Source organism: Streptomyces sp. BoleA5, assembly GCF_000373665.1.
Taxonomy (GTDB): Bacteria; Actinomycetota; Actinomycetes; order Streptomycetales; family Streptomycetaceae; genus Actinacidiphila.
This window is the reverse complement of the sequence record NZ_KB892102.1, coordinates 307,245-333,481: the sequence shown is the minus strand read 5'-3', so window position 1 is coordinate 333,481 and position 26,237 is coordinate 307,245. Positions and strand designations below refer to the sequence as shown.

The window sequence follows — 26,237 nt, the reverse complement described above, 5'->3', positions numbered from 1 at the left end:
GCTCAGCGGCGGTAGAAGATCCGGTCCGCGTACTCCTCGAAGACCCTCGCGTTCCACTCGTGGCCGCCGTCGACGTTGCCCGAGCGCAGCATGGGCGGGGTGACGCCGCGCTCCGCCAGGTCCGCCGCGGCCGTCGCCACGACGGCCTGCATCAGCGCGCTCGTCACCACGGTGGAGGCCGGGCCGAAGGGCGCCGGGATACCCGGTACGGACAGCTCCGCGTCGCCCGGCGCGATCTTGCTGTCGACGACGACGTCGCAGTGGTCCTTCAGGAAGGTGCCGCTCGCGTGCCGGGAGTGCGTCTCCTTGGCGTACGCCACCGACGTGACGCCGATCACCGTCATCCCGAGCGCCTTGGCCTCCTGCGCCATCTCCACGGGGAGGGGGTTGCGGCCGGAGAGGGAGATGATCACCAGGAGGTCGCCCGCCCGCGCGGGGGAGCTGCGCAGCACGACCCGGGCCAGGCCGCCGACCTGTTCGAGCGCGCTGCCGAGCGTGGCGGGGACGACGTCCACGCCGACCGCGCCGGGCACGGCCAGCAGGTTCACCAGGGCGAGGCCGCCCGCGCGGTAGACGACGTCCTGGGCGGGGAGCGAGGAGTGCCCGGCGCCGTAGGCGAACACCCGCCCCCCGGCCGCCACGGTGTCCGCGAGCGCGGCCGCGGCCGCCTCGATCCCCGCGGACTCCTCGTCCCTCACGCGCCTGAGCAGTGCGATGGCGGCATCGAAATATGTGGCGGCCAGATCGGTCATGCCGAGAACCGTGCTGCCGCGGCGTCCGCCTGTCAACCACAGGGCCCCGGTTGTCGGTCGCATGCGTCAGAATTGAGTCCAGGGCCACGTACGAGCCATCGAGGGGCACGCATGTCCGGACTGATCGACACGACGGAGATGTATCTCCGCACCATCCTTGAGCTGGAGGAGGAGGGTGTGGTCCCCATGCGCGCCCGAATCGCCGAACGGCTCGACCAAAGCGGACCGACGGTCAGTCAGACCGTCGCGCGCATGGAGCGGGACGGGCTGGTGCACGTCGCGGGCGACCGGCATCTGGAGCTGACCTCCGAGGGCCGGCGGATCGCGACGCGCGTGATGCGCAAGCACCGGCTGGCCGAGTGCCTCCTGGTCGACGTCATCGGGCTGGAGTGGGAGCACGTGCACGCCGAGGCGTGCCGGTGGGAGCACGTGATGAGCGAGGCGGTCGAGCGCCGCGTCCTGGAACTGCTGCGGCACCCCACGGAGTCGCCCTACGGCAACCCGATCCCGGGCCTTGAGGAGCTGGGCGAGAAGGACGGCGCGGACCCGTTCCTGGACGAGGGCATGGTCAGCCTGATCGACCTGGAGACGGGCCAGGCGGGTGCGAGCGTGGTCGTGCGGCGGATCGGCGAGCCGATCCAGACGGACGCCCAGCTGATGTACACGCTGCGGCGGGCCGGTGTGCAGCCGGGCGCGGTGGTGTCGGTGACCCCGTCGGCGGGCGGTGTGCTGGTCGGCAGCGGCGGCGAGGCGGCGGAGCTGAGCACGGAGACCGCGTCGCACGTGTTCGTCGCCAAGCGGTAGGGCCGGCCGGAAGGTCGGCCGGTCTCAAGGATCTTCGCGGCGTCGCGTCGCGTCGTACTGCGTTGCGTTGCGTCGTACCGTGTCGCGTCGCGGATCGGCCTGGTCGCCGCTGGTCGCGGCGTGCCCAAGGGCGGTGCCGGTGCCGTCTCCGTTGTCCGAGGGACCCCGGCGCCTCCCCTTGCGCCGGAGTCCCTTCCTCCCCCGATCCCCCCGTCCCCTCCCCTGGGTCCCCGTGGAGCCCACCCGGATCCCCGAGCTGTCCGGGTGGCTCCCCGCTGCCCGTCTTCCCCGCCGGACCGCGTCCCGCTGAAGTCCTCCCCTCGGCGCGCTCCGGCAATCCTTGAGCGTTGTCACTCGAAAGAGCGGTGTTGCGCGCGTGAAGACGCGAATCGAACAGGATTTCGATAGCGTGGGGGTCTGAACGTCACGTACCAGGGGGTGCGGCACATGGCCAGGCGCGTCGAAGTCACCGGAGCGGGCGGCCTCCCGCTCACGGCGTGGGAGTACGCCGAAGGGCCCGCGGCGGTTCCCGAGGAGGCGCCGCGGCCCGCCGTCCTGCTGCTGCACGGCCTGATGGGACGGGCCTCCCAGTGGGCCGGCACCGCCCGCAGGCTCGCCGCCCGCCATCGCGTGGTGGCCCTGGACCAGCGCGGCCACGGACGCAGCGCCAAGCCCGAGGGGCCCTACACGCGGGACGCATATGTGGCCGACGCCGCCGCTGTCGTCGAACAGCTGGCGCTCGCCCCGGTCACCGTCGTGGGGCACTCCATGGGCGCCCTCACGGCCTGGCAGCTCGCCGCGCGCCGGCCGTCGCTGGTACGGGGCGTGGTCCTGTGCGACATGCGGGCGGTGGCCCTCGGGGAGGCCAGCCAGCGCCACTGGGAGGACTGGTTCGGGGCCTGGCCGCTGCCGTTCTCCGGCCCCGACGCGGTGCGCCGGTGGTTCGGCGAGGAGGATCCGTGGCTGGAGGGCTCCCGCCCGGCCCGCGGGGAGTTCTTCGCCGAGGTGATGGAGGAGCACGCCGACGGCTGGCGCCCGGTGTTCGAGCGGCGGCACATGCTGCGCTCCCGGGAGTCCTGGATCCACGACGCCCACTGGGACGAGCTGGCCCAGGTGTCCTGTCCCGCGCTCGTCGTGCGGGGCTGGGACGGCGAGCTGGGCCGCGCCGAGGCCCAGGAGATGGTGCGGGTGCTGCCCCGGGGCTCGTACGCGGAGATCCCCGACGCCGGCCACCTCGTCCCCTGGGACCAGCCCGAGGCCTGGTACGCGGCGGTCGAGACCTTCCTGGCGGACGTCGCGGGCCTGCCGGTGTGCCAGGCCTGAACCCCGCCGCGCCGGCAAGCCCGCCGGGCGTCAGGCGAAGACGACCGTGCGGCGGCCGTTGAGCAGGACGCGGTGCTCGCTGTGCCACTTCACGGCGCGGGCCAGGGCCTGGCACTCCACGTCGCGGCCGATGGCGACCAGTTGCTCCGGGTTGACCTCGTGACCCACCCGCTCGACCTCCTGCTCGATGATCGGGCCCTCGTCGAGGTCGGCGGTGACGTAGTGCGCCGTCGCGCCGATCAGCTTCACCCCGCGGGCGTGGGCCTGGTGGTAGGGCCGGGCGCCCTTGAAGCTGGGCAGGAAGGAGTGGTGGATGTTGATGATCCGGCCGGACAGCTCCTTGCAGAGGTGGTCCGACAGGACCTGCATGTAGCGGGCGAGAACGACCAGTTGGACGTTCTCCTTCTCCACCAGGGAGAGCAGTTCCGCCTCTGCCTCGGTCTTGTTCTCCTTCGTCACCGGGATGTGGTGGAAGGGGACGTCGTAGGAGCTCGCGAGCTCCGCGAAGTCGGTGTGGTTGGAGACCACGGCGGCGATCTCCACCGGCAGCGCGCCGATGCTGGTGCGGAACAGCAGGTCGTTCAGGCAGTGCCCGAACTTGCTGACCATGAGGATGATGCGCATCCGCTCGGCGGAGGGCGTGATCTGCCAGTCCATGCGGTAGGCGTCGGCGACGGCCGCGAAGCTGGCGCGCAGCTTGTCGGCGGTGACCGGGTGGCCCGCCGAGAAGTGCACCCGCATGAAGAACAGCCCCGTGTCGTGGTCGCCGAACTGCTGGCTGTCCTCGATGTTGCATCCGGTCATGAAGAGGTAGCTCGACACGGCGTGCACGATGCCCGCCTTGTCGGGGCACGACAGGGTGAGGATGTACTGCTGCGGCTGCGACTCGTCGGCGGCGTTCACGGGGCTAGGGTCGCACAAAGCGGCCGTGGCGTCCCAAGCCGTCCGCCAGCCGGGCGCCCCTGGTGTCGTCGCAGGTGGCGCCCCCGCCTGCGCCGCGGCGGGAGCGGCAGGGCGGACGGCTCAGGCCGTACGTGTGTAGATCTTGAGGATTTCCAGTGAGCGCGGCGGCGTGTCCGGGTCCTCGCCGTCCCCGGACGCCAGCCGCACGTGGGCCTCCCGGGCGGCCCGCACGGCCTCGGGCCACGCGTGATGCTCCAGGTAGGCCGAGACGGGGGCGTCCGCACCCACCTGGTGCAGTATCTTCAGCACCCGCAGCACGGCCACGTCGACCAGGGCCGCCTCCTGGGAGTCCCGGAAGACGGTGCCGACGTACTTCTCCGCGGACCAGTTGTCCAGCCAGGTGTCCTCCACCAGGCGGTAGACGGCGTCGGTCACGTCGCCGTAGCCCGGCTGCCCCGCGAGCCAGACCTCACGCTGGAACACCGGGTCGCTGATCATGTGCAGCGCGGAACGCACGTTCGCGCGCCAGCGCCACCAGGGCATGTCGTTGAGCGGCATGCCCCCCATCGTGGAGGAGCGGGTGCCGCGGCGGGAAGACTTCTCCGTACTCTGCACAGTGCACGATCGTACGTGCTTCCCACTCCACACATTCTGTTCACCCGATGGTGACCCTGCGTTCCCCGGCGTTCACCCCTGCGTTACGGGAAGCGCGGAATCTTCCCGTTCCATGACTGATTGCCGTACACGCAGAGCTGTTCCCTTCGTGTCCGCGATGGCCGGAGTCGTACTGCTGGCAGGGTGCGGCACGCTGCCCGGGGGGACCGACGGCACCACGGGCCCGATCGTGGTCATGACGTGGGCGCCGCAGAACACCAGCGCGACCAACATGCCGGGCATGCCGGGCATGGCCAAGACCTACGCCAAGTACGTCAACGCCCGCGGCGGAATCGGCGGCCGGGAGCTCAAGGTCATCACCTGCAACGACCACAACAACTCGCTCGGCGCCGGCGACTGCGCCCAGCGGGCCGCCGACGAGGGCGCGGTCGCCGTCGTCGGCTCCTACAGCCAGTACGGCGCCGCCTTCACCTCCACGCTCGAGGCCGAGGGCATCCCGTACCTCGGCGGCTACGGCATCACCCAGGACGAGTTCGAGAGCCCGCTCTCCTACCCCGTCAACGGAGGGCTGCCCGCGCTGATGGCCGGTGCCGGCCGTCAACTGGCGGGCAAGTGCGACAAGGTGAGCCTCGTACGCCCCGACACCGCCGCGGGCGACATCTTCGCGCGCTTCCTGGACGCCGGTCTGCGCGACGCGGGCCGCACCAGTGCCACCGACCTGCGCGCCGCCGAGGACGCCACCGACTACAACACCGTCTCCCGGCAGGCGATCGGCGCGAACAAGCCCGGCGACTGCGTGAGCGCCGCGCTCGGCGACAAGACCGCCACCTTCTTCGACGCCTTCCGCCGCACGACCACCACCGACCCGGTGACCGGCGGCGAGGAGGGTCCCAAGGCGCAGATCGCCTCCGTCCTCGGCAGCGTCCAGCAGTCCACCCTCGACAGCACCGGCGGCGGCAACAGCCCGTTGGAGGGCGCCTACATCACCGGCTGGTACCCGCCGGCCTCCGACTCCCGCTGGGCGCTGATGCGGAACACGATCAATAGGTACGCCTTCGGCGACAACGACATCGACCCGAACGACCCGGGCGTGCAGACGACGTGGATCGCCTACACCGCCCTCACCGCTGTCATCCAGAAGATGGGCAAGGACCAGGCGATCACGGCCCCGACGCTGAAGCAGGCGCTGGACGCGGCGCACGACGTCTCCACCGACGGCCTCACGCCCGCGCTCGGCTGGCGGGAGCAGGACGCCGCCGCCGTCATCGAACAGCCGCGCCTGGTCAACGGCTGGGTCACCTTCCAGAAGGTGGAGAACGGCCGACTCGTCGCCGCCCGCAAGGGCTTCGTGGACGTCAGGGAGACCCTGGAGGACGCCCCGGGCTGATGAGGGGCGCCCGGGCCCTCACGGGCGCGGGCAGTCCGCGGAGCGGGCGGAGGCACCGTAGGCCGTGGCCGTGGAACGCCCCGGTGCCTCCGGGGGAGTCCGCCTCAGAGCTGACTGCCCTGGTGCTGCGTCAGCCCGTACTTCTTGGCGATGGGGTTCCACAGCGCGGCCGCGCTCGACTTTGCCTGCGAGGCGGTGCCGCTCTGGGTGTTGCCGGCCGCGTACTGGTTGGTGTGGCGGGCCTGGCCGTGACGGCAGAGCTTCTTGCTGCCCTTGAGCTGGTCGGCCCAGGCCGCGTAGTGGTTGTCGGCCGCCGCGGAGGCCGTCCACGCCTTGTTGAGGGCGTCGGTGAGGGCCTGGTGGTTGGCGAGCTCGTCCACCGGCAGCGACTTCAGCCGGGTCATCAGGTCGTTGCGCTGCTGAGCTGCGGCCCGCAGGTCGGCGGCCGCCCCGTCCAGATTGCGGCAGCCCTTGATGCTCTCGACCGCGCTGATCACCGAGGAGCGGTTGCTGCCGCTCGTCTTGAGCAGCGCCTCCAGGCCCTTGGCCTGCTTCTCCGCAGCGTCCTGACCGCCTCCACCGGAGGAGGCCGGGGCGGAGGTACTCGTCGAGGGCGCCGGGGACTGGGCCGCGGCCGGGTCGTCGTCTCCGCCGCTCATCAGTGCACCCGCCAGGAGACCCGCGACGGCGCATCCTCCGACGACGATGCCGATCAGCGCGGCCGGAGTGAGCTTGCGGCGGTTCGGTACGGGCTCGTCGTAGCCGTAGGACGGCTGCGGCGCGTGGCCCGGCTGCCCGTAGGCGGGCTGTGCGTAGTCCGGTGCAGCGCTGTAGCCGGGCTGTGCGTAGTCCGGTGCAGCGCTGTAGCCGGGCCGTGCGTAGTCCGGGGCAGCGCCGTAGCCGGGCTGCTGCTGCGGGGGCGGGCCGTCCTGGCGGTACAGGTGCCCGAAGTCGTCGTGGGGCTGCTGCGCCGCGGGTGTCGCGTCGTGGCCCTGGTGGCCCTGGGGCGCGTGCGGGTAGCCGTAGCCGGGGGCCGGCTGCGGGGCCTGCGCGTCCTCGAAGCGCGGCAGGTGCTGGGTGGCGTCCGCATCGCCCGGGCGCATGCCGTACGCGGCCTCGGGCGTCGGGTACGGCGGGAGGACCTGAGTGGCGTCCGCCGTAGGGCAGGGCTGGAACTGGGGCGCCGGGGGCTGCTGCGGCTCGTGGGCCGGCATGGGCGGCCGGGCCTGCGGGTACGGCGGGAAGAGCTGTGTCGCGTCGGTGTCCGGGAGGGACTGCTGCGGGGGGTTGTACGCCTGGGGCTGTTCGCCCCACGGCTGCCCGGCCGCGGGGCCCGCACCCCATGCCGCGGTCGCTCCCGGGCCGGGTATGCCCCCGTCCGCGGGCAGCACCACGCCCTCGTGCACCTCCGGATACGCCTCGTCACCGCGTCCGCCGTGCATCACCGGTACCTCTGCCTTCTCCGTCGCTACGGAATCGTCGGCTCACGCTACCGGGTCTGCTCGGGACGCCACCACGCCGCGGTCGGTCCCACGGGGTCCGGGGTGCCCCCTGCCGTGGAACAGGGTGCCCCTGGCGCTGGGTTGATGTCGTTCCTGTAACGATTCGGCGGACGGGGGCCCGCGACGCCCCCGTCCCCCCGTGCCGTCACGCCGCCAGTTCCTCCTCCTCAAGCCGGGCGTCGAGCTCCCGGACCGCGCTCTCCGCCGCGTACGGCTGCAGACGCAGACGGAGGTCGTCGAGGTACTCCGCGCCGCGGGTCGTGCGCAGCGTTGCGAGCAGTTCGACGGCCTGGGCGCCGGTGTGGCAGGCCTGCTCGATCTCCCGCTGCTGGACCTGGGCCTGGGCGAGCAGCAGGAGGCCGATGGCGCGGCGGCGGGCCTTGTCCGGGGCGTGCCCGGCCAGTGCCTCCTCTGCGCGGCGGACCGCCTGCGGCGCCTGGTTGAGGTCGCGGTGGCAGTGGGCGAGCTCGTCGGCGAGGTAGGCCGGGCCGAAGTGCCGGATCCAGTCGGGGTCGTCGCCCGGTTCGGAGCGCTCCAGCGCCTCCACGGCCTGCCCGGCGGCGGCGCCGCAGGCCCGTGCGTCTCCCATCAGCGCGTGGCCGCGGGCCTCCGCCGCGTGGAACATGGCCTGCGCGGTGGCGGTGACCTGGCCGCGGGCGCCCTCCTGTGCGGCGCGGGCGAGTTGGGCGATCTCCCGCGGGGTGCCGAGCTGCGCGGCGAGGTGGCTCATCCCCGCGGCCAGGACGTAGCCCCCGTACGCGCGGTCGCCCGCCGCCTGGGCCAGCCGCAGCGCCTGGATGTAGTAGCGCTGCGCCAGGCCGGGTTGGCCGGTGTCGACGGCCATGTAGCCGGCGAGTTCGGTCAGCCGGGCGACGGCGGAGAAGAGCTGGCGCCCCGTCGCCTCCCGGTAGGAGCCGGCGAGCAGCCCGGAGACCACGCTGTTGAGGTAGTGCACCACCACCGGGCGCACATGACCGCTGCCGAAGCGGTGGTCGAGTTCGTTCAGCGCCCGGGTGGTGGCCCGTACCGCCTCGACGTCGGACATGCCGACGCGCTGCCCTCCGGCGCGCGCGACCTGCGTGTCGGCCCGGGTGATCAGCCAGTCCCGGCTGGGCTCGACCAGGGCCGAGGCCGCCACGCTGGAGCCGGTGAGGAAGTCCCGGCGGCCGACGTCGCTCCGCCACAACTCGCAGACCTGCTCGATCGCGCCGAGCACGGTGGGCGAGAAGTGCAGGCCGACACCGGTGGCCAGGTTCTTGCCGTTGGCCATGCCGATCTCGTCGATGGTGACGGTGCGGCCGAGCTTGCGGCCGATGGCCTCGGCGATGATCGCCGGGGCCCGGCCCCTCGGTTGCTGGCCGCGTAGCCAGCGGGCCACGGAGGTCTTGTCGTAACGCAGGTCGAGGCCGTGCTCCGCGCCGCACATGTTGACCCGGCGGGCCAATCCGGCGTTGGAGCAGCCTGCCTCCTGGATCAGTGCCTGCAGCCGTTCGTTCGGCTGGCGGGCGACGAGCGGTCGTGCGGCCATGGGCTCCCCCTCACAGCTGCCGCTTTCGGGACCTCAAGATCCCTTCCCGAAGATCCCTTCCCGGTACGCGCCACTCAAATGCCCCGCAAACGACATAATTTACGGAGGGATGCATGCTTACACACCCAAGGGTGACTACCCGGATGCCGGACCACCCCCACCGCGCGCCCCCGCTTGTGCTCCCGTGCGCCCGGCATGAGCCGCGAGGCCGGGACGTCACAGCCCGTAACCCGCGCAGGGCAGTGCAGTTGTGAAGGTCGTGGAAGACACCGTGGAACACACCATCGCAGCCCCGCGGCGGAACGCCGGCCAACTCCTCGACGCCGCCGTCGGGTACGCGGAGGAGCGGCACTGGGACGTGCTGCCCGGTGCCTGGCTCGTCGAGCACGCCTCCCCCTCCGGCGCTTCCGGCGTGCCCGGCATCCCCGGCGCTTCCGGCCGCGGTGGTCCGCGCTGCTCCTGCGGTGACACCGCCTGCCCGGCGCCCGGGGCGCACCCGTCCGGGCCGGGGTGGGTCGGCGAGGCCAGCGGGAGCGGTCCCGCGGTGCGCCGGATGTGGCAGCGGCAGCCGCACGCCTCGGTCCTCCTCCCCACCGGACGCACCTTCGACGCGATCGACGTCCCGGAGGACGCCGGCTGCCTCGCGCTGGCCCGTATGGAGCGCATGGAACTGCCGCTCGGCCCGGTGCTCGGGACCCCGTCCCGCCGGATGATCTTCTTCGTGCTGCCCGGGGCCGCCGCCAAGGTGCCGGACCTGCTGCGCAGGCTCGGCTGGGCGCCCTCCTCGCTCGACCTGGTGGTGCGCGGCGACGGCGACTGGGTCCCGGCTCCGCCCACCCGGCTCGGCACGGGCGGTGTCGTGCAGTGGGTGCGCCAGCCCACCGCGCTCAACCGGTGGCTGCCGGACACCGAGGAGCTGATCTCCCCCCTCGCGTATGCCTGCGGACGCTAGCCGGGCCACACCCCCCTCGGCATAGGCTGGGCGGATGCCGAACGCATCCGTCGCGCCCGCCGTGCGCGTCCATGGGCTGTGGAAACGCTTCGGGCAGCAGGTCGCCGTCGCCGGGATCGATCTGACACTGCCCGCCGGACACTTCGTGGGGCTCGTGGGGCCCAACGGGGCGGGCAAGACCACCACCCTGTCGATGGTGACCGGACTGCTGCGGCCCGACCACGGCCTCATCGAGGTCGGCGGCGCGGACGTCTGGCGCGACCCGGCCGCCGTGAAGTCCCGCATCGGTGTCCTGCCGGAGGGGCTGCGGCTCTTCGAACGGCTCACCGGCCGCGAGCTGCTGGCGTACACCGGCCGGCTGCGCGGCATCCCGGGCGCGGAGACCGACCGCCGCGCGGCCCAGTTGCTCGACGTCCTCGACCTCGCCGGGGCCGCCAACAAGCTCGTGGTGGACTACTCGACGGGCATGCGCAAGAAGATCGGCCTCGCCGCGGCGCTGCTGCACAATCCCGAAGTGCTCTTCCTGGACGAGCCCTTCGAGGGCGTCGACCCCGTTTCCGCCCAGGTGATCCGCGGGGTGCTGGAGCGCTACACCGGGTCCGGGGCGACCGTCGTCTTCTCGTCGCACGTCATGGAGCTCGTGGAGAGCCTGTGCGACTGGGTGGCGGTGATGGCCGCCGGCCGGATCGTGGCCCAGGGCCCGCTCGCCGCGGTGCGCGGGCAGGCGCCGACACTGCAGGACGCCTTCCTGACCCTGGTGGGCGCCCGCGACCGCGGGCCGGGGCAGGACCTGGACTGGCTCGGTGGGGCGAACGCGCCGGCGCGGGGCGCCGGGACCGGCGCGGCCGGAGCGGGCGGCACTGACGGCGGGGACGGCGGGGGCGGCCCTGCCGGGGCGAGCCGGTCGTGACGGGCACCTTCGTACGGCTCAAGTTGTCGGTCCTGCGCAACGGGCTGCGCCAGTCGACCGGACGCCGGGTCGGCTGGATCATCGGCAGCCTGGTGTCCCTGCTCTACGCGCTGGGCCTGGGCGTGGGGCTGGTCGCCCTGCGCGGCAACGACTACGCGCCCTCGGCGGCCATCGGCGTCGCGGTCCTGCTCGGGGTCGGCTGGGCCGTCATGCCGTTGTTCGTCTTCGGCGGCGACGACACCCTCGACCCGACCCGGCTGGCCATGCTGCCGCTGCGTCCGCGTCCGCTGGTCCGGGCGCTCCTGGTGTCCTCGCTGGTCGGCGTCGGGCCGCTGCTGACGTTCCTGGTGGTGGTCGGCGCGGCGGTGTCCGTGGTGGAGGGCGCCGCCTCGGCGGTGGCGGCGGTGATAGCGGTGCCGCTCACCGTGCTGCTGTGCGTGGCCCTGTCGCGTGCCGTCGCCGCGGCCAACACCCGGTTGCTGACCAGCCGCAAGGGACGCGACCTGGCGGTGCTCAGCGGCCTGCTGGTCGCGGTGGGCGCCCAGTTGGCCAGCCTGGGCGCCAACGCGCTCACCTCCGGGCGCGGCCTGGAGCGGATCGACGCCGTCACCTCGGTGCTGCGCTGGCTGCCGCCGGCGTCGGCGCTGGACGCGGTGCGGTCGGCGGGGGAGGGGGCGTACGGGCTCGCGGTCGCCGAACTCGCCTGGGCCGGAGCCGTGCTGGGGCTGGTGCTCGTGTGGTGGCACCGCAGTCTGGACCGGCTCATGACCCGTCCGGACGCCTCCACCGTGCAGGCGGGCCCGACGAGCGTCCGGGAGACGCGGTTCCGGCTGTTCCCCGAGGGGCGCACCGGCACCGTCATGGAGCGCCAGTTCCGCTACGCCTGGCGCGATCCGCGGACCAAGGCCGCCTGGGCCACCGCCCTGGCCGTGGGGCTGCTGCTGCCGCTCGTCTCGGCGGTCCAGGAGGGCAGCGTCTACACCGCCTGCTGGGCGGCGGGTCTGCTCGGGCTGCAGATGTACAACCAGTTCGGCATGGACGGCTCCGCCTTCTGGACGGTCGCCGCGACGATCTCCTCCCGTGCGGACGCGTACGCGGAACTGCGCGGACGGGCCCTGGCGATCGTGGTGGTGGGCGTGCCGTACGTGGCCGTCGTCACGATCGGCGCGGCCCTTCTGCTGGGGCGGGCGGACGCGGTGGCCGAGACGCTCGGGCTCTCCTTCGCGCTGCTGGGGGCACTGGTCGCCACCGGCGCCTGGGCGAGCGTGCGCTTCCCCTACTCCATGCCGCAGGAGAACCGTTTCGGGAGCGCGGCCGCGCCGGGCCAGACGAGCCTGGCCTGGCTCAGTCTCGTGGGGGGCGCGCTGACGGGTGCGGTGATCACGCTTCCGGTCCTCGGCCTGCTGATCTGGCTCCATGTCTCGGGACGGCACGGCGCGCTGTGGCTCCTGCTGCCCCTGGGCTGCCTGTACGGGGCGGCGTTCGCGGTGCTGGGGGTGCGCACGGCGGCGCCCCGCCTGCTGGGCCGCCTGCCGGAGGTGCTGGTGGCGGTGAGCAAGGGGTAGGCCGCCCGCTCCCCGCGGCTCGGGGCGGCCTACAGGCGTGACAACGATGCCGTGGCGTGCAGGACGTCCCGGATCGCCGCGCTGTCCCCGTCGCGTCCGGCGGCGATGCGGCCGGGGGAGATGTGGCCCGCGGCCAGCTGGCAGAAGTCGAGCTGGTCGACGGCGATCTCGGCGACCACCGCTTCGGGGGTGCCGATCGCGCCGGGCGAGTCCAGGGAGATGTACCAGTGGCCGCCGCCGGACCCCTCGACGTGGAGGTCGAGGGTGCGGCCGGGGGCTCCGGCCCGTACGAGTTTCGCGGTGGATTCCGCCAGCCCCGCCTGGCGGAGCGCGGCCAGGGCGGTGGGCAGCATCCGGGCCGCGAGGTCGATCATGCGGTTGAGGTGCGGCGCCGCCGGCGGCCCGTACTCGGGGTAGTCCAGGGCCTGTGCGATGTCCTCGGCGTGGATCCAGCACTCGAAGGCGCGGTCGATCAGCGCGTCGCGCATCGGCACGACGGCGTCGGCGAAGTCCACCGGCAGTCCGCCGGTCGCGGAGCCGGCGAAGGACAGCGTCCGCACGATGTCCCGGGTCTGGGTGCGCCACTTGTTGCGGACGAAGGCGTGCGTGTGGCGGCGGCAGCGCTCCCCGGCGAGCTCGGTGCGCTCCAGGCGGGTACGGGGAGCGCCCGGGCCGAGCGGGTCGTCGAGGCCGAGGGCGGTGGCCACGACGCCGTCCACCGAGCCGAGATGGGCGAGGACGCCGCAGAGCGTCAGCTCGCGCGTCCCGCCGGCCCAGACGAGCCTGACGGGCATGTCCCACTCGGGCTCGCCGAGGTCGGTGAGGAGCGCGTCGAGGCGCGCGGTCTCTGCGTCGTACGGAGCGGCCCACTCGGGGACGGGGATGCGGGCCGGGCGGCGCCCCAGGCACCCCTCCAGGACGCGGGCACGCAGCAGCGGGTCGAGGTCGAGGGACTCGTCCTGGTGCAGCAGGCCGACCGCGCGGCGCAGACGCACCGCCTCCTCGGCGCACGGCGCGCAGTCGGTGAGGTGGACATCGACGGCGCCGGCCTCGTCACGGGAGCAGGCCGACAGCGCCCACGCGCCCAGCAGGGAGCGCAGCACGCGGTGGTCGTACTGCGGGGGTTCGGGCCGCACGGGTTCCTTCTCGGATTCGCGCTCCGGCTCGCGCGCCGCCTCCGCCGCCCGCGCCGCGCCGTGCGCGGGCGCGTCCGGCGAGGACGGGGACACGGGTCCGACCTCCGGCAGCGGGCCGTCCTCGGCGGCGCCGCGGGGCATCGGCACCCGGGGCAGGTTGGTCCCGGACGGGGGAGTCTCGCCGTTCTCGGCCGGTCCGTTCACAGGGACCTTCCCTGGGGCGAGGAGTCCTGCACGGCGGTGGACAGCAGTTGGAGTCCGAGCCGGAGGCGGCGGCGCGCCTCGTCCTCGGTGACCCCGAGGTCCGCGGCGGCCTCGCGGTAGTCCATGCGGCGGCGGTAGGCGAGGTCGAGGGCCTGGCGCAGGGGTTCGGGCATGGAGGTCACGATGTAGTCGGCGCGGGCGGCCGTCGAGGCCTCGCGGACCCGGGCCTCGACCTGCTCGGGGCTGCCCGCGCCGCGGTTCTCCGACTGGCGCAGCCGGTGGACGGACTGGCGCTGGGTGAGGCCGGCGATCCAGGAGCGCAGCGAACCCTGCTTGGGGTCGTAGGCGTCCGGGTTCTCCCAGATGTAGCCGAAGACCTCACGGGTGATCTGGGCGGCGGTCTCCTCGTCGTCCATGACGCGGTGGGCGAGGCTGTGCACGAGGGAGGCGTAGCGGTCGTACAGCTCTCCGAGCGCGGCCTCCTCGCCGCGCGCGAGCCGCTGCTGCATCTTGCGGTCCCAGCGGGGTGGTGCGGATGCCGCCATCGCGTCTCCCCCTTTGTCGCCGTCGCCCTACTACGGTCGCACTGCCTCGGATCGAATGTATCCGCCGATTGCTGCCACGTACGACGCCTTGAGGCAAGCTTCTGCCATAACTGATCGATTCTGGTAATGCGTTACCCGGGTGTGACCGGAAGATTGCGGGGAAGCGACCCGCGCGGGGCATAGGGTCTGTACGACCGCTGCCGGGAGAAGGGCCAGACAGTGGCATTGCAGGTGGTGCAGGACGAGCGGGACGGCTGGGTGGTCCTGACCGTTTCGGGAGAAATGGATCTCGTGACCGCGCCGCTGGTACGCCAGCACGTACACGACGCGGTGGCCGACGGGCGGCACAGCGTGGTCCTGGACCTGGCCGGGGTCCACTTCTGCGACTCCAGCGGCGTGGGTGTGCTGATCGCGGCCCGGCGGCTGATGCGGTCCTGTGCCGGCCGGCTGCGGCTGATCCTCCCGCGGAACAGTCCCTCCGACGGGGTCGCGCACGTCAACCGGGTGCTGGCCGCGCTCGGCGTACGCCGGCTCTTCGAGGTGTTCCCCGACCTGGAGGCCGCCACCGACGACGCGGCCCGGCCGATGTCGGCCTAGTTCCTCCGGCGCCGCCCGGGGCGAGTGGGCCCGCCCGATCCCGTGTGAGCACTCTCACATCCGATGTCCGCTTCGCCCATGTGGCGTCCCTGGAGGCCGGATTGCGGGCCTACCGGTGAAATGTGCGGAGGATGTGCCTTTCGCCGTTCCTCCGCCCGGGTTACCTTCGTGCGCAGAACACGCGTTCAAAGTTCTGTCCGGCGGGTGGGGGCGTTCGTTCGGAGGTCTCCACTGCCCATGCTCGATCTCGCGGAGGCATGGGGCCACTTCTCGTGGTCCCTTGGCCGTGTGCACTGGTACGGAGTGGCCGTCGGTTCCCTCCTCGCCGTCAAGCTGCTGCTCTCCATCCGCCGGCGCCGCCGTCCGGAGCTCACGTTCGACAAGCCCGTGACCCGGCTCCGCATCCACGGTGTGATCACGGTCTACAACGAGGCCCCGGCGATGCTGCGCGGCTGCCTGGAGTCGGTCCTCGCGCAGACTCTGCCGCCGCACTCCCTCACCGTGGTCGACGACTGCTCCGAGGACCACTCGGCGCGCGCCCTGGTCGAGGAGATGCGCCCGCGGTTCCGGCGGGCCGGGGTCCGCCTCGACTTCCTCCGGTTCCCCGACAACCGCGGCAAGCGCCACGGCCTCGCGGCGGGCTTCGGGCAGGAGCCGCTCGCGGACGTCTACCTGTGCATCGACTCCGACACGCTGCTCGACCGGCACGCCGTCGCGGAGCTCGCCCGGCCCTTCGCCAAACGCCGGGTCCAGTGCGTCACCGGGCTGGTGCTCGCCCACAACCGCGGCACGAACCTCCTGACGCGCCTGATCGACATGCGCTACGTCAACGCCTTCCTCGGCGAGCGGGTGGCCTACTCCCGCCTCGGCTCGGTGCTCTGCGCGTGCGGGTCGCTCGCCATGTACCGCGGCTGGGTCGTCCGCAAGCACCTCGACGACTTCCTCGACCAGCGGTTCCTCGGCCGCCCCGCGACCTTCGGGGACGACCGGCGCCTGACGTACTACTGCCTCACCGAGGGGCTCTCCCTGATCCAGCCGTCGGCCGTCGGCTACACCGACGTCCCCGAACGCCTCGGCCACTACGTGCGCCAGCAGGTCCGCTGGGGCAAGTCGTTCATCCGCGAGGGCTTCCTGCTGCTCGCCAAGTTCCGGCTGCACCGCATGTACTGGTGGCTGAACCTCGTCGAACTCGTCACCTGGGCCGCCTTCACCGCGGCGCTGCTCGCGGCGCTCGTCGCGGTCCTGATGCACCCGCGGGGCTGGACGCTGCTGGCCGGCTACCTGGCCTACATGTGCGTCATGGCCTGGGTGCGCTCCGTCCACTACCTGCGCGGCGCCGCACAGGTGAGGATCGCCGACCGGGTGCTGACCTTCCTCGCCGCCCCGCTGTACGCGCTGCTCAACATCGGCCTGCTGCTGCCGCTGCGGCTGTGGTCCCTGGCGACGCTGCGGCGCACCAACTGGGGCACCCGCGCCCGGATCGAGGTCGGCGGCGCCCACGACGACATCGCCTTCCAGCCCGGCCGGCAGCCCCACCTCCCGGGCCGGCGCGGGGAGAGCACGGTCGCGGAGCAGCAGGACCGGCGGGACCGGTGGAGCCCGTGGGACGCGTCCGCGCACGCCGGAAGCACGCCACCGGCCCTCGGCGCCGTCGGCCCCGTGCCCGACACCGCACCGTAGGCGGCGCGACCCTCCCGCTGCGGTCCGACCGCGTCCTGGAGACCGCGGGGAATGCCCTCGGCATCGCCCCTCCACCGTGCTAGGAGCTTTCGTGGGTTCTGCCCGCCCCTCTGTCCGCCCTTCCGTCCGGCCCGACCGCCCCGTCCCCTCCGGGCGCGGCAAACGGCGCCGACCCGTCCGGAGGGCGGCCGGGTACCTGCTGGTGGCGGCCGCCGTCGGCGTGGGCGTCACGGCGCTGTACCCGCAGTGGCGAGAGGCGCACCAGCCGCCCCCCGAACTCACCGTCCGCTACAAGGCGGGGACCTCGGAGTCCGCAGCCACGGCCCGGCCGTGGCTGGAGGTCGTCAACACCTCCGACCACCGGCTGCGCCTGGCCGACGTGGCCGTCCGGTACTACTTCACGCAGGACGGCGGCTCCCCGTACGCGTTCAACTGCGTACAGGCATCGGTCGGCTGCTCGGACGTGGACGGGCGGACCGTCGCCATGGACCGTCCGACGCCGACCGCCGACCACTACCTCGAGATCACCTTCACGAAGGCCGCGGGCACCCTTGAGCCCGGCGCCAAGAGCGGCGCCGTCGGAGTCCAGCTGTACCGTCCCGGCGGGAGGGTGGACCAGCGCGACGACCGGTCGTTCGGCCCGGCCCACGACACCTTCCAGGCGTCGGCGCTGGTGACCGGCTACCTGGACGGCAGGCACGTCTGGGGCGAGGAGCCCGGCGGTGACGCCGGCGCGTCGCCTCGCGGTCCCGCCGCAGGGGCGGCACGGCCCGCCGCGCCCCCCGGGATCGTCTTCGACGACTTCCGGTACAGCGGACCCCGGGACCCGGCGCTGCGCGCCCACGGATGGCTGGTCCGCACCAGCGCGGGCGGCCCCGGCATCCACGACACGTGGTCGGCGGGAGGCGTCGGCTTCCCCGCGGACGAGGACGCCCTGGGCGGCCAGGTCCTGCGGCTGCGCGCCGCCACCGACGGGACGCGGCGCGGCACCGCGCAGGCCGAGGTGCACACCACCGGCACGAAGTTCCTGACGGGGACGTTCGCCGCCCGGATCCACTTCACGGACGAACCCACGAGCGGCCGCAACGGCGACCACGTCAACGAGACCTTCTACATGATCTCGCCGCACCACCACGCCGAGTACAGCGAACTCGACAACGAGTACCAGCCGAACGGCGGCTGGGGCGCCCCCGGCCCGAGGCTCGACACGACGACCTGGCGCAGCGCCAGGGAGGGGGACCGGGTGACCCGGGCCACGACGTACAGCCTCCGGGGGTGGCACACACTCGTCACCACCGCCGCGCACGGCGTGGTGACCTACAGCCTCGACGGGCACGAGCTGTTCCGGACCGGGGGCAAGTACTACCCGACCCAGAACATGTCCGTGAACTTCAACGCGTGGTTCGTGGACCTGCCGTTCGAGGGGAAGCGCACCTGGGACATGAAGGTCGACTGGTTCTACCACGACGCCCGGAAGGCCCAGTCCCTGGCGGAGGTGGAGAAGGCGGTCGACGGCCTCGCCGCGGACGGCACGGGCTACGTGAACACGGTTCGCGAGCCCTGAGCCGGTACGGCGACGAGGCCGGCCCGCGTCAGGAGTCGGCCGGGGCCGGGCCCAGCGTGGTGGTGCCGATCGCCGCGCGGTGGCCCAGGCCGGTCCGGTAGGCGTCCAGCGCGGCCTCGACCCGGCCGGAACGGCGCAGCAGGTCGCCCAGCAGCCGGCAGATGTCGGCCAGGTCCCCGGCGGCTCCCGCGCGTTCCAGCAGCGCCAGGGCGGAGACGTAGTGTTCCTCAGCGGCCTCCGGGTCGCCGCGCTCCTCCGCCAGCAGCCCGAGCAGCCGGTGCGCGCCGCCGGCGTGGACGGCGCCTCGCCAGGGGCCCAGCTCGTCCAGCAGCCGGGTCAGCAGCTCCTCGGCCTCGGCGGGCTTGCCGCGCCGCCGCAGCACGTCCGCCAGTTCCACCTCGACCTGCACCGTGAACAGCACGGACCGGCCGGCGGACAGCATGTCGCGGGCGGTGCGCAGCTCGCGTTCGGCCTGTTCCAGGTCGCCGTCCTGGGAGTGCACGTAGCCGCGCATCCAGTGGCAGTGGGCCAGGTCCGTGTGCAACTCCAGCCGCTGGAAGAGCTCCTGCGCCTTCGCCAGCGAGGCCTCGGCCTCGACGGTGCGTCCCGCGACGATCAGGGTGCGGGCGATGCTGCGGTGCATCTGTGCCACGAGGGCCGGATCTCCCGCCCCGGGAGCGAGGTTGAGCGCCTGCTCGGCGGCGTGTGCGGCCCGGGCGTAGGCGCCCAGGTCGGTGTACGGCCCGATGGAGGCGATGTACAGCATCAGCAGGGCGTCGGGGTCGGGCGGTCCGCCGTTCGGCGCGGTGCGCCTCTCCAGCCGGGTGATGCCCTCCTCCAGCAGGTGGGAGGCGTAGCGCACCTCGCCCGCCAGCAGGTGGGAGACGGCCCGGCCGCGCAGTGCCGCGGCGCGCCGGGCGTCGGGGGCCGAGGGGTCGGCGGCCAGCAGCCGCTCGGCGGTCTCGAAGTGGACGCGCGCCTGGTTGAGTTCGCCCGCGTCCAGCGCCGCGTCGCCCAGCCGGAGCAGATCGAGGGGATCCTGCGGGCCGTTCTGCGGGCCGCTTTCCGGACCTGTGCCGGGACCTTCCTCCAGGCCGTCCCGCGCCCGGTCCTGGCCGTCCTGTGTGCCCACCGTGACCCTTCCCCTTTGGAACTCTTGCGGAGGAGGTTACGCGGCTTTGCGCCGGACGTGCCTCACGCTTTCGTAAAGCGCTCCCTGAGCTGGTACTTGAGGACCTTGCGCAGGGTCTCGTTCCCGCCGGGGAGTCCGGGAGCCGCCGCCGAGGTCCTCGACCCCGCCGGGGTTGGTCGACTGCCTGCAGGCCTTCGGCGGCACGGGTCTCATCCGGGAGGCGGAGGTCCATCTCCACATCAAGCGGTCGTGGATCCTGCGGAGCCGGGGCCGTTCCGTGGCGGAGTGTGAGGAGAGCCTCGCGGAGAGCCTTCTCGTTGAGACTTTTCGCGGTATTTGGGCAGTTATGACTTCTTCGTCACGGATAAGGGGTCACCGAGTGCCGATATCGGGTTGTGTCCGAGGTGTGACTCGTCACGCCGTGGAGTCGGAGCCCGCCTCGGGTACGCTCCATCGGGTGCGTGTGGTGGCGAAACGCGACGGATGTGGCAGTGGCGGGGCTTCGGTGCCCGGTGGGCTGCCGATGCCGGGCTGTTCGATTTCGCCCCGTAATGAGCCCCGCACAGTATGCAGTACTCGTCCCCCCTTGCGCTGGAATATGCCCGAAGCGCTTGTTGCGGTGACCGTGGGTCAATCATGCTGGGTCGCGAAGAGGTCACGTACGGTGACCCTGCCGAGGCGCGAGGCGATGTGTCCGCCGGTTCGGATGGTGTGAGCGGTGCAGGTGCTCCAGGATCAGCTTGAGGTCGGTCCCGACCCCGCGGAAGTGGGCCGGGCCCGCAGGTGGGCCCGCTCGCGTCTGGCGGGGTCCGGGATAGGGGCCGACGAGCCGGTCGCCGAGACGCTGATCCTGCTCATCTCCGAACTGGTCACCAACGCCGTCGTGCACACCGGCTGTCCCGCCGTGCTGCGGATGCTCTTCCGTTCCTCCGGAGCCGCGCAGAGCGGCGAGCAGGAGACCGTGCGCGTCGAGGTGGCCGACACCAGCGACGCCCCGCCGCGCCCGCGCCACGCGGACAGCGACGAGACCGGCGGCCGGGGACTGGAGCTCGTGGACGGCCTCGCGGACCGCTGGGGCTGGCAGCGCGAGGGCGCGGGCAAGCAGATCTGGTGCGAGATCGACCGCTGTGAGCGCCCGGCGATCGTTCCCGCGCAGTCCGTTGGCGGGCTGATCCGCCGTCCCGCCTTCTGACCGTACGGACCGCGAAGACCGTCCTCAGAGCACCGCCACCGGGGCGGCCGGGCTGCCGGCCCCGCCCACGAAGGGCTGCGGGGTGGCGTCCAGCAGGAACTCGTACCGCCCCTCCTCGGCGCAGGGCTGCCGCTACGGCTCGTCACGACCGCAGCGCGACACCGCGCTCTACGCTGACCTGTACCGGCAGGGACGGTGCCTGCCGGACGAACTCGTCACCCACACCTACCCGGTGGAGGACTTCGCCGAGGCGGCGGAGGACGCCCGGGGCGGCCGTGTGGCGAGGGGCGTGCCGACCTTCTGAGGGGCCTCAATACACCGCCGTCGCCCGGAAGGTGCGCCGGTAGGCGCTGGGCGAGACGCCGATGACGGCCTGCAGGTGCTGCCGCATGGAGGCCGCGGTGCCGAACCCGGCCTGCCGGGCGACCTGGTCGACGGACAGGTCGCTGGACTCCAGCAGGTGCCGGGCACGCTCGACGCGCTGCTGCGCCAGCCACTGACCGGGACTGGTGCCCACCTCCTCCCGGAAACGGCGGGTGAAGGTGCGCACGCTCATCGCCTCGCACTCGGCCAACTCGCGCAGTGTCAGCGGCTGGTCGAGCCGGTCCAGCGCCCAGGAGCGCGCCGCGGCCGTGGCGGCCTGCTGGGGCTGGGGGACGGGCCGCTGGATGTACTGGGCCTGACCGCCCTCCCGGTGCGGCGGTACGACCGTACGGCGTGCGCTGGCGTTGGCCACGGCGACGCCGTGGTCACGGCGTACGAGGTGCAGGCACAGGTCGACGCCGGAGCCGACGCCCGCGGAGGTGAGGATGCTGCCGTTGTCGACGTACAGGACGTCCGGTTCGACCCGCACCTGCGGGAAGAGCCTCTGGAAGTGGTCCGTGCTCGACCAGTGCGTGGTGGCACGCAGGCCGTCCAGGTAGCCGGCGGCCGCGAGGAAGTAGGAGCCGGTGCAGATGGACACCAGCCGGGTCCCCGGGCGGATGCGGGCGAAGGCCGCCGCCATCTCCTCGGGCAGGCGCCCCTCCGTGTGCGCGACGGAACGCTCGTGGGCCGCCGGGACGATGACGGTGTCGGCCGTCTCCAGCACCTCGGGGCCGTGTACGACGTGGATCTCGAAGTCGGCCTCGGCACGCACCGGCCCGGGACCGTGCGGGGAGCACGTGAGCACCTCGTACAGATCGGCCCTGTCGGAGTCCCTCGCCCCGCCGAAGATGCGGTGCGGGATGCCGACTTCGAAGGGGATCACCCCGTGCTGGACCAGGACCGCGACCCGGTGGCGCACCCGTGTGGCGGGATCGGTGTTCCGCGAAGACGTCTCCATGGATGCGGGCATGGCCCGATCCTTGCACAACCTGGCCATCCGGCCACTCGTTCCGTGAAAAACGATGCCGGATGCTGATCTGGTGACGCAGACTCCCGAGCTTCCCGCGCAGACCCTGTCCGACGGGGTCCCCGACGATTCCCGGCCGCTCCGTACGACCCGTGTCCACCGCGCGTGGTCGGTGGCGGCCGCCGCCTTCGTCACGCTCATCGGCGCCGCAGGCTTCGCCTCCCTGCCCGGCCTGCTCATCGAGCCGCTGAACGGCGAGTTCGGCTGGTCGCGGGGCATGATCGGCCTGGCGGTCTCGGTCAACCTCGCGCTCTACGGCGTGACGGCGCCGTTCGCCGCCGCGCTGATGGACCGCTTCGGCATCCGCCGGGTCGTGGCGGCCGCGCTCCTCACCATCGCGACCGGCGCCGGCCTGACCGTCTTCATGACCGCGAGCTGGCAGCTCGTGGTGCTGTGGGGCGTGCTCGTCGGCCTGGGCAGCGGCTCCATGGCCCTGGCCTTCGCGACCACCGTCACCAACCGCTGGTTCGAGCACCGGCGCGGCCTGGTCACGGGCATCCTGACCGCGGCCGGCGCGGCGGGGCAGCTGATCTTCCTGCCCCTGCTCTCCGTCATCATCGAGCACGCGGGCTGGCGCGCCGCGACGCTCACCGTCACGGGCGCGGCCGTCGTCGTGGCACCGCTGGTCTACCTGCTGCTTCGGGACCACCCGGCCGACGTGGGCGTGGCCCCTTACGGCGCGAAGGAGTTCGTGCCGAAGCCGCCGCCGGTGACGGGGGCGGCGACGCGCGCGGTCAAGGCGTTGGGCAACGCCGCCCGCGGCGGCCCGTTCTGGCTCCTGGCGGGGACCTTCGCGATCTGCGGTGCCTCGACGAACGGCCTGGTCAAGACGCACTTCGTGCCGGCGGCGCACGACCATGGGATGCCGGTGACGGCCGCCGCCTCGCTGCTCGCCGTGATCGGCGTCTTCGACATCGCGGGCACCGTTGCCTCCGGCTGGTTCACCGACCGCTTCAGCCCGCGGCGGCTGCTCGCCACCTACTACGGGCTGCGCGGACTGTCGCTGATGTTCCTGCCGGTGCTCCTGGGCGACTCCGTGCACCCGCCCATGGTGCTGTTCATCGTCTTCTACGGCCTGGACTGGGTCGCCACCGTGCCGCCCACCATCGCCCTGTGCCGTGAGTACTACGGCGCCGACAGCGCCATCGTCTTCGGCTGGGTGCTCGCCTCCCACCAGGTGGGCGCCGCCCTGGTGGCGTTCCTCGGCGGCGTGGCGCGCGACACCTTCGGCTCCTACAACGTGGTCTGGTACTCCTCCGGGGCGCTGTGCGCGCTGGCGGCGCTCATGTCGCTGGCCATCCGGCGGCGCGCGACCCCGGCCTCCGGGGTGCTCCCGCTCGCGGCATAGCCGGCCGCCCCGGCGCCGCCAGGTCCCGCGCCGCACCGGCGGCGGCGCGGGAACCGCGTGCGGCACCGGGGCGTCCGTCCCGTGTGTGAGGGAAGCGACCAAGGGCCTCACCGGCCTTCTCCTGGCGGTCCTGGGCTCCGCGTCCGCGCTGCTGGCCTGGGCACCGCTCGCCAGGGTCAACGTCGAGGGCGGCTTCGAGGGACAGCGCCGGGACTTGAGCGTCCTCTACGTCGACCTTCCGCTCGTGGCCGTGGGCGGCGCCTTGGTGCCGCTCGCCTTCTGGCTGCTCACGCTGCGCGGGTCGCGCCGCCCCGGGCTCGCGGCCCTGGTGGCGGTGGTCGTGGCCGCCCTCGGGATCTGGGCGCTGACCTGTTGGTGGGCGCCGCACCAGGCGCCGGAGTCCGCGGGCTGAGGCGCGCACGGCGGCCGCGGTCAGGACGTGAGCCGTCCGAAGCCGCCGCGGTGGAAGAGCAGGGGCTCCGGGCCCTCCGCGGCGCAACCGAGGCCGCGTACCAGGCCGATGACGACGAGGTGGTCGCCGCCGGTGTGCACGGCGTGGATCGCGCAGTCGATCCAGGCGGGCACACCGCGCAGCACGACTGGCAGGCGAACCCTGCGGGCCCGCCCTCCGGGTGCCGCGATCACCGTCACGCCGCTCGCGAAGTTCCCCAGCACCTCGCGGAACTCCGCCGGGTCCACCAGGCGCGCTCGTCCGGCCGAACGGCCCGCAGTTCCGGCGGTGGCAGCGGGTCCACCCGCCCGGCCGTCGTCACCGCCCCGACGGACCGTAGGTAGCGGACGACGGCGACCGCCATGCCTGCCTGTCCCATCACGCCTCCCATTGCCACTGATGGTTCGTCAGAAATGAAGCCCGCGCGAAGGGCGGACGGGGGCCGGGCGTAACGTGGCGTCCATGGGTGGGGGTACAGGGTGGGGCTCCCCGGTGCGGCCCGCGGTCGATCCGTGGGGCGACGCCGGACGTGCGGCGGCGGTGTCGACGTACTGCGCGGTGGCGGTGATCGCGGCAACGGTCCACACGGTCGTCCTTCCGTCCCTGAAGTCCTCGGACCGCGCGTTCGAAGAGCCGTTCGTCCTCTGTCTGCTGCCGTTTGCTCTGATCCCACTCTGGGCCTTCGCGGTGGCCGCCTCCCTTCTGCACGCCCTGCCGGCGACGGTCCTCGGGCTGAAACTCGCGGCGCGCACCGGGCGTCCCCGCTGGCTCTGCCTGCTGGCGGCGGAGGCGGCGACGGCCGCCGTCCTCGCGGTGCCGGTGGTGTGGCTCGGCGGCCCGTATCTGCCCGTGTGGCTGTGGGTCGCGGGTGCCGGCGCGGCGCCGGTGCTGGTGACCTCGTTCTACGCTGGGCGCCGGGACCCGGAGGGCAGGACCGGGTGGGCGCGCCAGCGGCAGGTCGCGTTCCAGATCTCCCTCGTGGCGGTCGCGTTGATCGGCGTCGTCTTCGCGGGCGGCCTGCTGGCGTACGGCACCGGCCTGCTGGAGGAGTACCGGCCGCCGCCTGGGGCGTCCGTGGAGTGAGCCCCCGGGGCCTTACCCGGACGAGGCCGCGGCGGACGAAGACCTCGATGAACTTGGCCGTGTCGGCGGCCAGGGCGACGCCGGCGCGGCCGGGATCGACCGGGTGGAGCCGGGCGCCGACCCGCTCGGCCCAGGTGGCGAGCTGCCGGGTGATGCCGGTGGGGGGCGGCCCTCGGGGAGCGTCGGAGGCGCCGACGACCGCCAGGGAGCCGGGCCGGAAGAAGCGGTCGGCTGCCCGGCCGGCCGAGGGGAAGAGGGCCGGCCGGTCCGCCGGACCGGGCTGGTGCGGGAGCCTCGCGGGGGTGCGCAGAGGGGGTGCGGAGCCGCTGTGCGGGGTGCCGAGGGCGCTCGTCGGCGCCCCCTCGGTACCTGCCGCGCCGCGTGGGCTACCGCCGTGCCACCGCTTTGGCGATCCGGCGCGCGTCGATGGCCATTTCACGGATCATGCCGCTGATCGGATTGGTGAAGCCGGTGAAGTAGAGACCCGGAGCGCTCTTCGGGCTGCGGCGGCCGTGTGTCACGGGCCGTCCCCGCTCGTCCAGGACGCCGAGATGACCGACGAGCGGTTCCAGGCCGCGCTGGTAGCCGGTGGCCGCGACCACCGCGTCCGGGGTGATCCGCGTGCCGTCGGCCAGCAGCACCTCATGCCCGTCGAAGCCCTCGACGGCGGCCACGGGTTCGACCTTCCCCGACCGGACGGCGTCGATGATGCCGACGTCCTGGACGGGGATGGATCCCGCCCGCACCCGCGAGTAGAGCCCGTTGTCCGGGCGGGGCAGCCCGTGCGCGGACAGGTCCGGCACGGAGATGCGCTCCACGTAAGGGGCGATCCCGTCGACCAGCTTCGTCGGGAGGCGGCGGACCATGATCCCGGTGCGCTGTGCGGGCCACCCGGCGGTGGAGCGGCGCATGATGTGCGGGGGTGTCCGCACCGCCAGCCGGACGCGGGCCGCGCCGGACTCCGCGAGGTCGACGGCGATCTCCGCGCCGGTGTTGCCCACGCCGACGACCAGGACGTCCCGGCCCTCGTAGGGCCGGCCGTTGCGGTAGCGCGAGGCGTGCAGCAGCTCGCCGTCGAAGGTGTCGCGCCCGGGCCAGTCCGGCAGATGCGGCGTGTGGTTGTAGCCGGTGGCCACGACGACGCTCCGCGCGGTCAGCCGGCGGCCGCCGGTGGCGGGCAGCACCCAGCCCGCGGCCGGGTCCTCGGCGGGCTCGATCCGCCCCACCTCTATGCCGGTGGCGACGTCCAGCTCGTGGAACTCGGCGTACTGCTCCAGGTAGCGCACGACGTCGTCGCGGCCCACCCAGCGGCCGTACGCCCGGGGGATCCCGAGGCCCGGGAGCGCGGACAGCCGTCTGGTCGTGTGCAGCCGCAGCCTGTCGTAGTGGCCGCGCCAGGAGGCGCCCACCGCGTCCGACCGTTCGACGACCAGGGTGCGCACACCCCGGTGCCGCAGCGACGCGGCGACGGCGAGTCCGCCGGGGCCGGCACCGACGACGATGGCGTCCGGCGCGGCCGTGTTCGGTATGGGGGTGGCGGCGGATGCGGAGGTACCGGCGGATGCCGAGGTGTCGGTCATGGCTGCTCCCGTGCCTGCAGGGTGAGGGTCACTACCGGAAGGTAGCGCGCTTTCGCCCCGGCACCTTGCGAAGGAGCGACCGCAGCCGGTC

Annotated in this window: 23 protein-coding genes and 2 pseudogenes; 14 read left to right on the top strand and 11 right to left on the bottom strand. The window is 73.2% G+C overall.

Annotated elements, in window-relative coordinates; all coding sequences use genetic code 11:
• Positions 1-2 precede the first annotated feature (2 nt).
• Positions 3-752: an SIS domain-containing protein gene (locus B085_RS0118150; RefSeq protein ID WP_018559993.1), complete on the bottom strand. Its 750-nt coding sequence runs from the start codon at positions 750-752 to the stop codon at positions 3-5.
• A gap of 111 nt (positions 753-863) precedes the next feature.
• Here B085_RS0118150 and B085_RS0118145 point away from each other — a divergent pair, with 111 nt between their 5' ends.
• Both B085_RS0118145 and B085_RS0118140 read left to right on the top strand, forming a co-directional pair.
• Positions 864-1,556 carry a metal-dependent transcriptional regulator gene (locus B085_RS0118145; protein WP_018559992.1) on the top strand — a complete coding sequence of 231 codons (693 nt, stop codon included), beginning with the start codon at positions 864-866 and terminating at the stop codon, positions 1,554-1,556.
• A 447-nt stretch (positions 1,557-2,003) separates the two neighbouring features.
• On the top strand, positions 2,004-2,879 hold the full coding sequence (locus B085_RS0118140; RefSeq protein WP_018559991.1) for an alpha/beta fold hydrolase: 876 nt from the start codon (positions 2,004-2,006) through the stop codon (positions 2,877-2,879).
• A gap of 30 nt (positions 2,880-2,909) precedes the next feature.
• On the opposite strand, the gene purU is transcribed toward B085_RS0118140, so the two are convergent.
• Positions 2,910-3,782, bottom strand: a complete 873-nt coding sequence (gene purU / locus B085_RS0118135; RefSeq protein WP_018559990.1) for a formyltetrahydrofolate deformylase — start codon at positions 3,780-3,782, stop codon at positions 2,910-2,912.
• A 120-nt stretch (positions 3,783-3,902) separates the two neighbouring features.
• Positions 3,903-4,349, bottom strand: a complete 447-nt coding sequence (locus B085_RS0118130; protein WP_018559989.1) for an SCO4402 family protein — start codon at positions 4,347-4,349, stop codon at positions 3,903-3,905.
• A gap of 160 nt (positions 4,350-4,509) precedes the next feature.
• Here B085_RS0118130 and B085_RS0118125 point away from each other — a divergent pair, with 160 nt between their 5' ends.
• On the top strand, positions 4,510-5,784 hold the full coding sequence (locus B085_RS0118125; RefSeq protein ID WP_026251164.1) for an ABC transporter substrate-binding protein: 1,275 nt from the start codon (positions 4,510-4,512) through the stop codon (positions 5,782-5,784).
• 104 nt (positions 5,785-5,888) lie between these two features.
• On the opposite strand, the gene B085_RS0118120 is transcribed toward B085_RS0118125, so the two are convergent.
• Both B085_RS0118120 and B085_RS0118115 read right to left on the bottom strand, forming a co-directional pair.
• Complete coding sequence (locus B085_RS0118120) at positions 5,889-7,226, bottom strand: hypothetical protein (RefSeq protein ID WP_018559987.1); 1,338 nt, start codon at positions 7,224-7,226, stop codon at positions 5,889-5,891.
• Positions 7,227-7,431: 205 nt separating this feature from the next.
• Positions 7,432-8,814 carry a hypothetical protein gene (locus tag B085_RS0118115; RefSeq protein ID WP_018559986.1) on the bottom strand — a complete coding sequence of 461 codons (1,383 nt, stop codon included), beginning with the start codon at positions 8,812-8,814 and terminating at the stop codon, positions 7,432-7,434.
• A 250-nt stretch (positions 8,815-9,064) separates the two neighbouring features.
• Between B085_RS0118115 and B085_RS0118110 the strand changes: the two genes are divergently transcribed.
• Genes B085_RS0118110 through B085_RS0118100 form a run of 3 tightly spaced genes read left to right on the top strand, consistent with a single transcriptional unit; the run spans position 9,065 to position 12,241 of the window.
• On the top strand, positions 9,065-9,766 hold the full coding sequence (locus B085_RS0118110; RefSeq protein WP_018559985.1) for a bifunctional DNA primase/polymerase: 702 nt from the start codon (positions 9,065-9,067) through the stop codon (positions 9,764-9,766).
• A 34-nt stretch (positions 9,767-9,800) separates the two neighbouring features.
• On the top strand, positions 9,801-10,676 hold the full coding sequence (locus tag B085_RS0118105; RefSeq protein WP_078619941.1) for an ABC transporter ATP-binding protein: 876 nt from the start codon (positions 9,801-9,803) through the stop codon (positions 10,674-10,676).
• The gene (locus B085_RS0118100) at positions 10,673-12,241 is read left to right on the top strand and encodes a hypothetical protein (protein ID WP_018559983.1); all 1,569 of its coding nucleotides are present in this window, start codon (positions 10,673-10,675) and stop codon (positions 12,239-12,241) included. Before B085_RS0118105 ends, B085_RS0118100 begins: the two co-directional genes overlap by 4 nt.
• 29 nt (positions 12,242-12,270) lie before the next feature.
• Here B085_RS0118100 and B085_RS0118095 read toward each other — a convergent pair whose 3' ends face one another.
• Together B085_RS0118095 and B085_RS0118090 are read right to left on the bottom strand one after the other, a co-directional pair.
• Positions 12,271-13,581, bottom strand: a complete 1,311-nt coding sequence (locus B085_RS0118095) for a maleylpyruvate isomerase N-terminal domain-containing protein (protein WP_018559982.1) — start codon at positions 13,579-13,581, stop codon at positions 12,271-12,273.
• On the bottom strand, positions 13,578-14,126 hold the full coding sequence (locus tag B085_RS0118090; RefSeq protein ID WP_018559981.1) for a sigma-70 family RNA polymerase sigma factor: 549 nt from the start codon (positions 14,124-14,126) through the stop codon (positions 13,578-13,580). Before B085_RS0118090 ends, B085_RS0118095 begins: the two co-directional genes overlap by 4 nt.
• 219 nt (positions 14,127-14,345) lie before the next feature.
• Between B085_RS0118090 and B085_RS0118085 the strand changes: the two genes are divergently transcribed.
• The 3 genes from B085_RS0118085 (at position 14,346) to B085_RS42840 (ending at position 17,967) form a co-directional block, all read left to right on the top strand.
• The gene (locus B085_RS0118085) at positions 14,346-14,723 is read left to right on the top strand and encodes an STAS domain-containing protein (protein WP_026251161.1); all 378 of its coding nucleotides are present in this window, start codon (positions 14,346-14,348) and stop codon (positions 14,721-14,723) included.
• Between the two features lie 237 nt (positions 14,724-14,960).
• Complete coding sequence (locus tag B085_RS42845) at positions 14,961-16,403, top strand: glycosyltransferase family 2 protein (protein WP_158689759.1); 1,443 nt, start codon at positions 14,961-14,963, stop codon at positions 16,401-16,403.
• Between the two features lie 202 nt (positions 16,404-16,605).
• Positions 16,606-17,967, top strand: coding sequence for a cellulose binding domain-containing protein (locus B085_RS42840; protein WP_018559978.1), 1,362 nt, complete (start codon positions 16,606-16,608; stop codon positions 17,965-17,967).
• Between the two features lie 28 nt (positions 17,968-17,995).
• Here B085_RS42840 and B085_RS0118070 read toward each other — a convergent pair whose 3' ends face one another.
• On the bottom strand, positions 17,996-19,099 hold the full coding sequence (locus tag B085_RS0118070; RefSeq protein WP_018559977.1) for a tetratricopeptide repeat protein: 1,104 nt from the start codon (positions 19,097-19,099) through the stop codon (positions 17,996-17,998).
• A gap of 718 nt (positions 19,100-19,817) precedes the next feature.
• On the opposite strand from B085_RS0118070, the gene B085_RS0118065 reads away from it, so the two are divergent.
• Both B085_RS0118065 and B085_RS0118060 read left to right on the top strand, forming a co-directional pair.
• Positions 19,818-20,291, top strand: a complete 474-nt coding sequence (locus B085_RS0118065) for an ATP-binding protein (protein WP_018559976.1) — start codon at positions 19,818-19,820, stop codon at positions 20,289-20,291.
• Between the two features lie 115 nt (positions 20,292-20,406).
• Positions 20,407-20,595 (top strand): annotated as a pseudogene (locus tag B085_RS0118060) (Zn-dependent alcohol dehydrogenase); the annotation flags it as partial.
• A gap of 6 nt (positions 20,596-20,601) precedes the next feature.
• Here B085_RS0118060 and B085_RS0118055 read toward each other — a convergent pair.
• Positions 20,602-21,627, bottom strand: a complete 1,026-nt coding sequence (locus B085_RS0118055) for a GlxA family transcriptional regulator (RefSeq protein WP_018559974.1) — start codon at positions 21,625-21,627, stop codon at positions 20,602-20,604.
• 70 nt (positions 21,628-21,697) lie between these two features.
• Between B085_RS0118055 and B085_RS0118050 the strand changes: the two genes are divergently transcribed.
• Both B085_RS0118050 and B085_RS0118045 read left to right on the top strand, forming a co-directional pair.
• Complete coding sequence (locus B085_RS0118050; RefSeq protein WP_018559973.1) at positions 21,698-23,032, top strand: MFS transporter; 1,335 nt, start codon at positions 21,698-21,700, stop codon at positions 23,030-23,032.
• A gap of 85 nt (positions 23,033-23,117) precedes the next feature.
• Entirely contained in the window at positions 23,118-23,444 is a 327-nt protein-coding gene (locus B085_RS0118045) for a hypothetical protein (protein WP_018559972.1), read from the top strand.
• Positions 23,445-23,464: 20 nt separating this feature from the next.
• On the opposite strand, the pseudogene B085_RS42835 reads toward B085_RS0118045, so the two are convergent.
• Positions 23,465-23,847 (bottom strand): annotated as a pseudogene (locus tag B085_RS42835) (flavin reductase family protein).
• A 98-nt stretch (positions 23,848-23,945) separates the two neighbouring features.
• Here B085_RS42835 and B085_RS0118035 point away from each other — a divergent pair.
• A complete protein-coding gene (locus tag B085_RS0118035; RefSeq protein ID WP_158689758.1) occupies positions 23,946-24,566 on the top strand; it encodes a hypothetical protein in 621 nt (206 codons plus the stop codon).
• Positions 24,567-24,952: 386 nt separating this feature from the next.
• Here B085_RS0118035 and B085_RS0118030 read toward each other — a convergent pair whose 3' ends face one another.
• Positions 24,953-26,146, bottom strand: a complete 1,194-nt coding sequence (locus tag B085_RS0118030; protein ID WP_018559969.1) for a flavin-containing monooxygenase — start codon at positions 26,144-26,146, stop codon at positions 24,953-24,955.
• Positions 26,147-26,237: the final 91 nt, after the last annotated feature.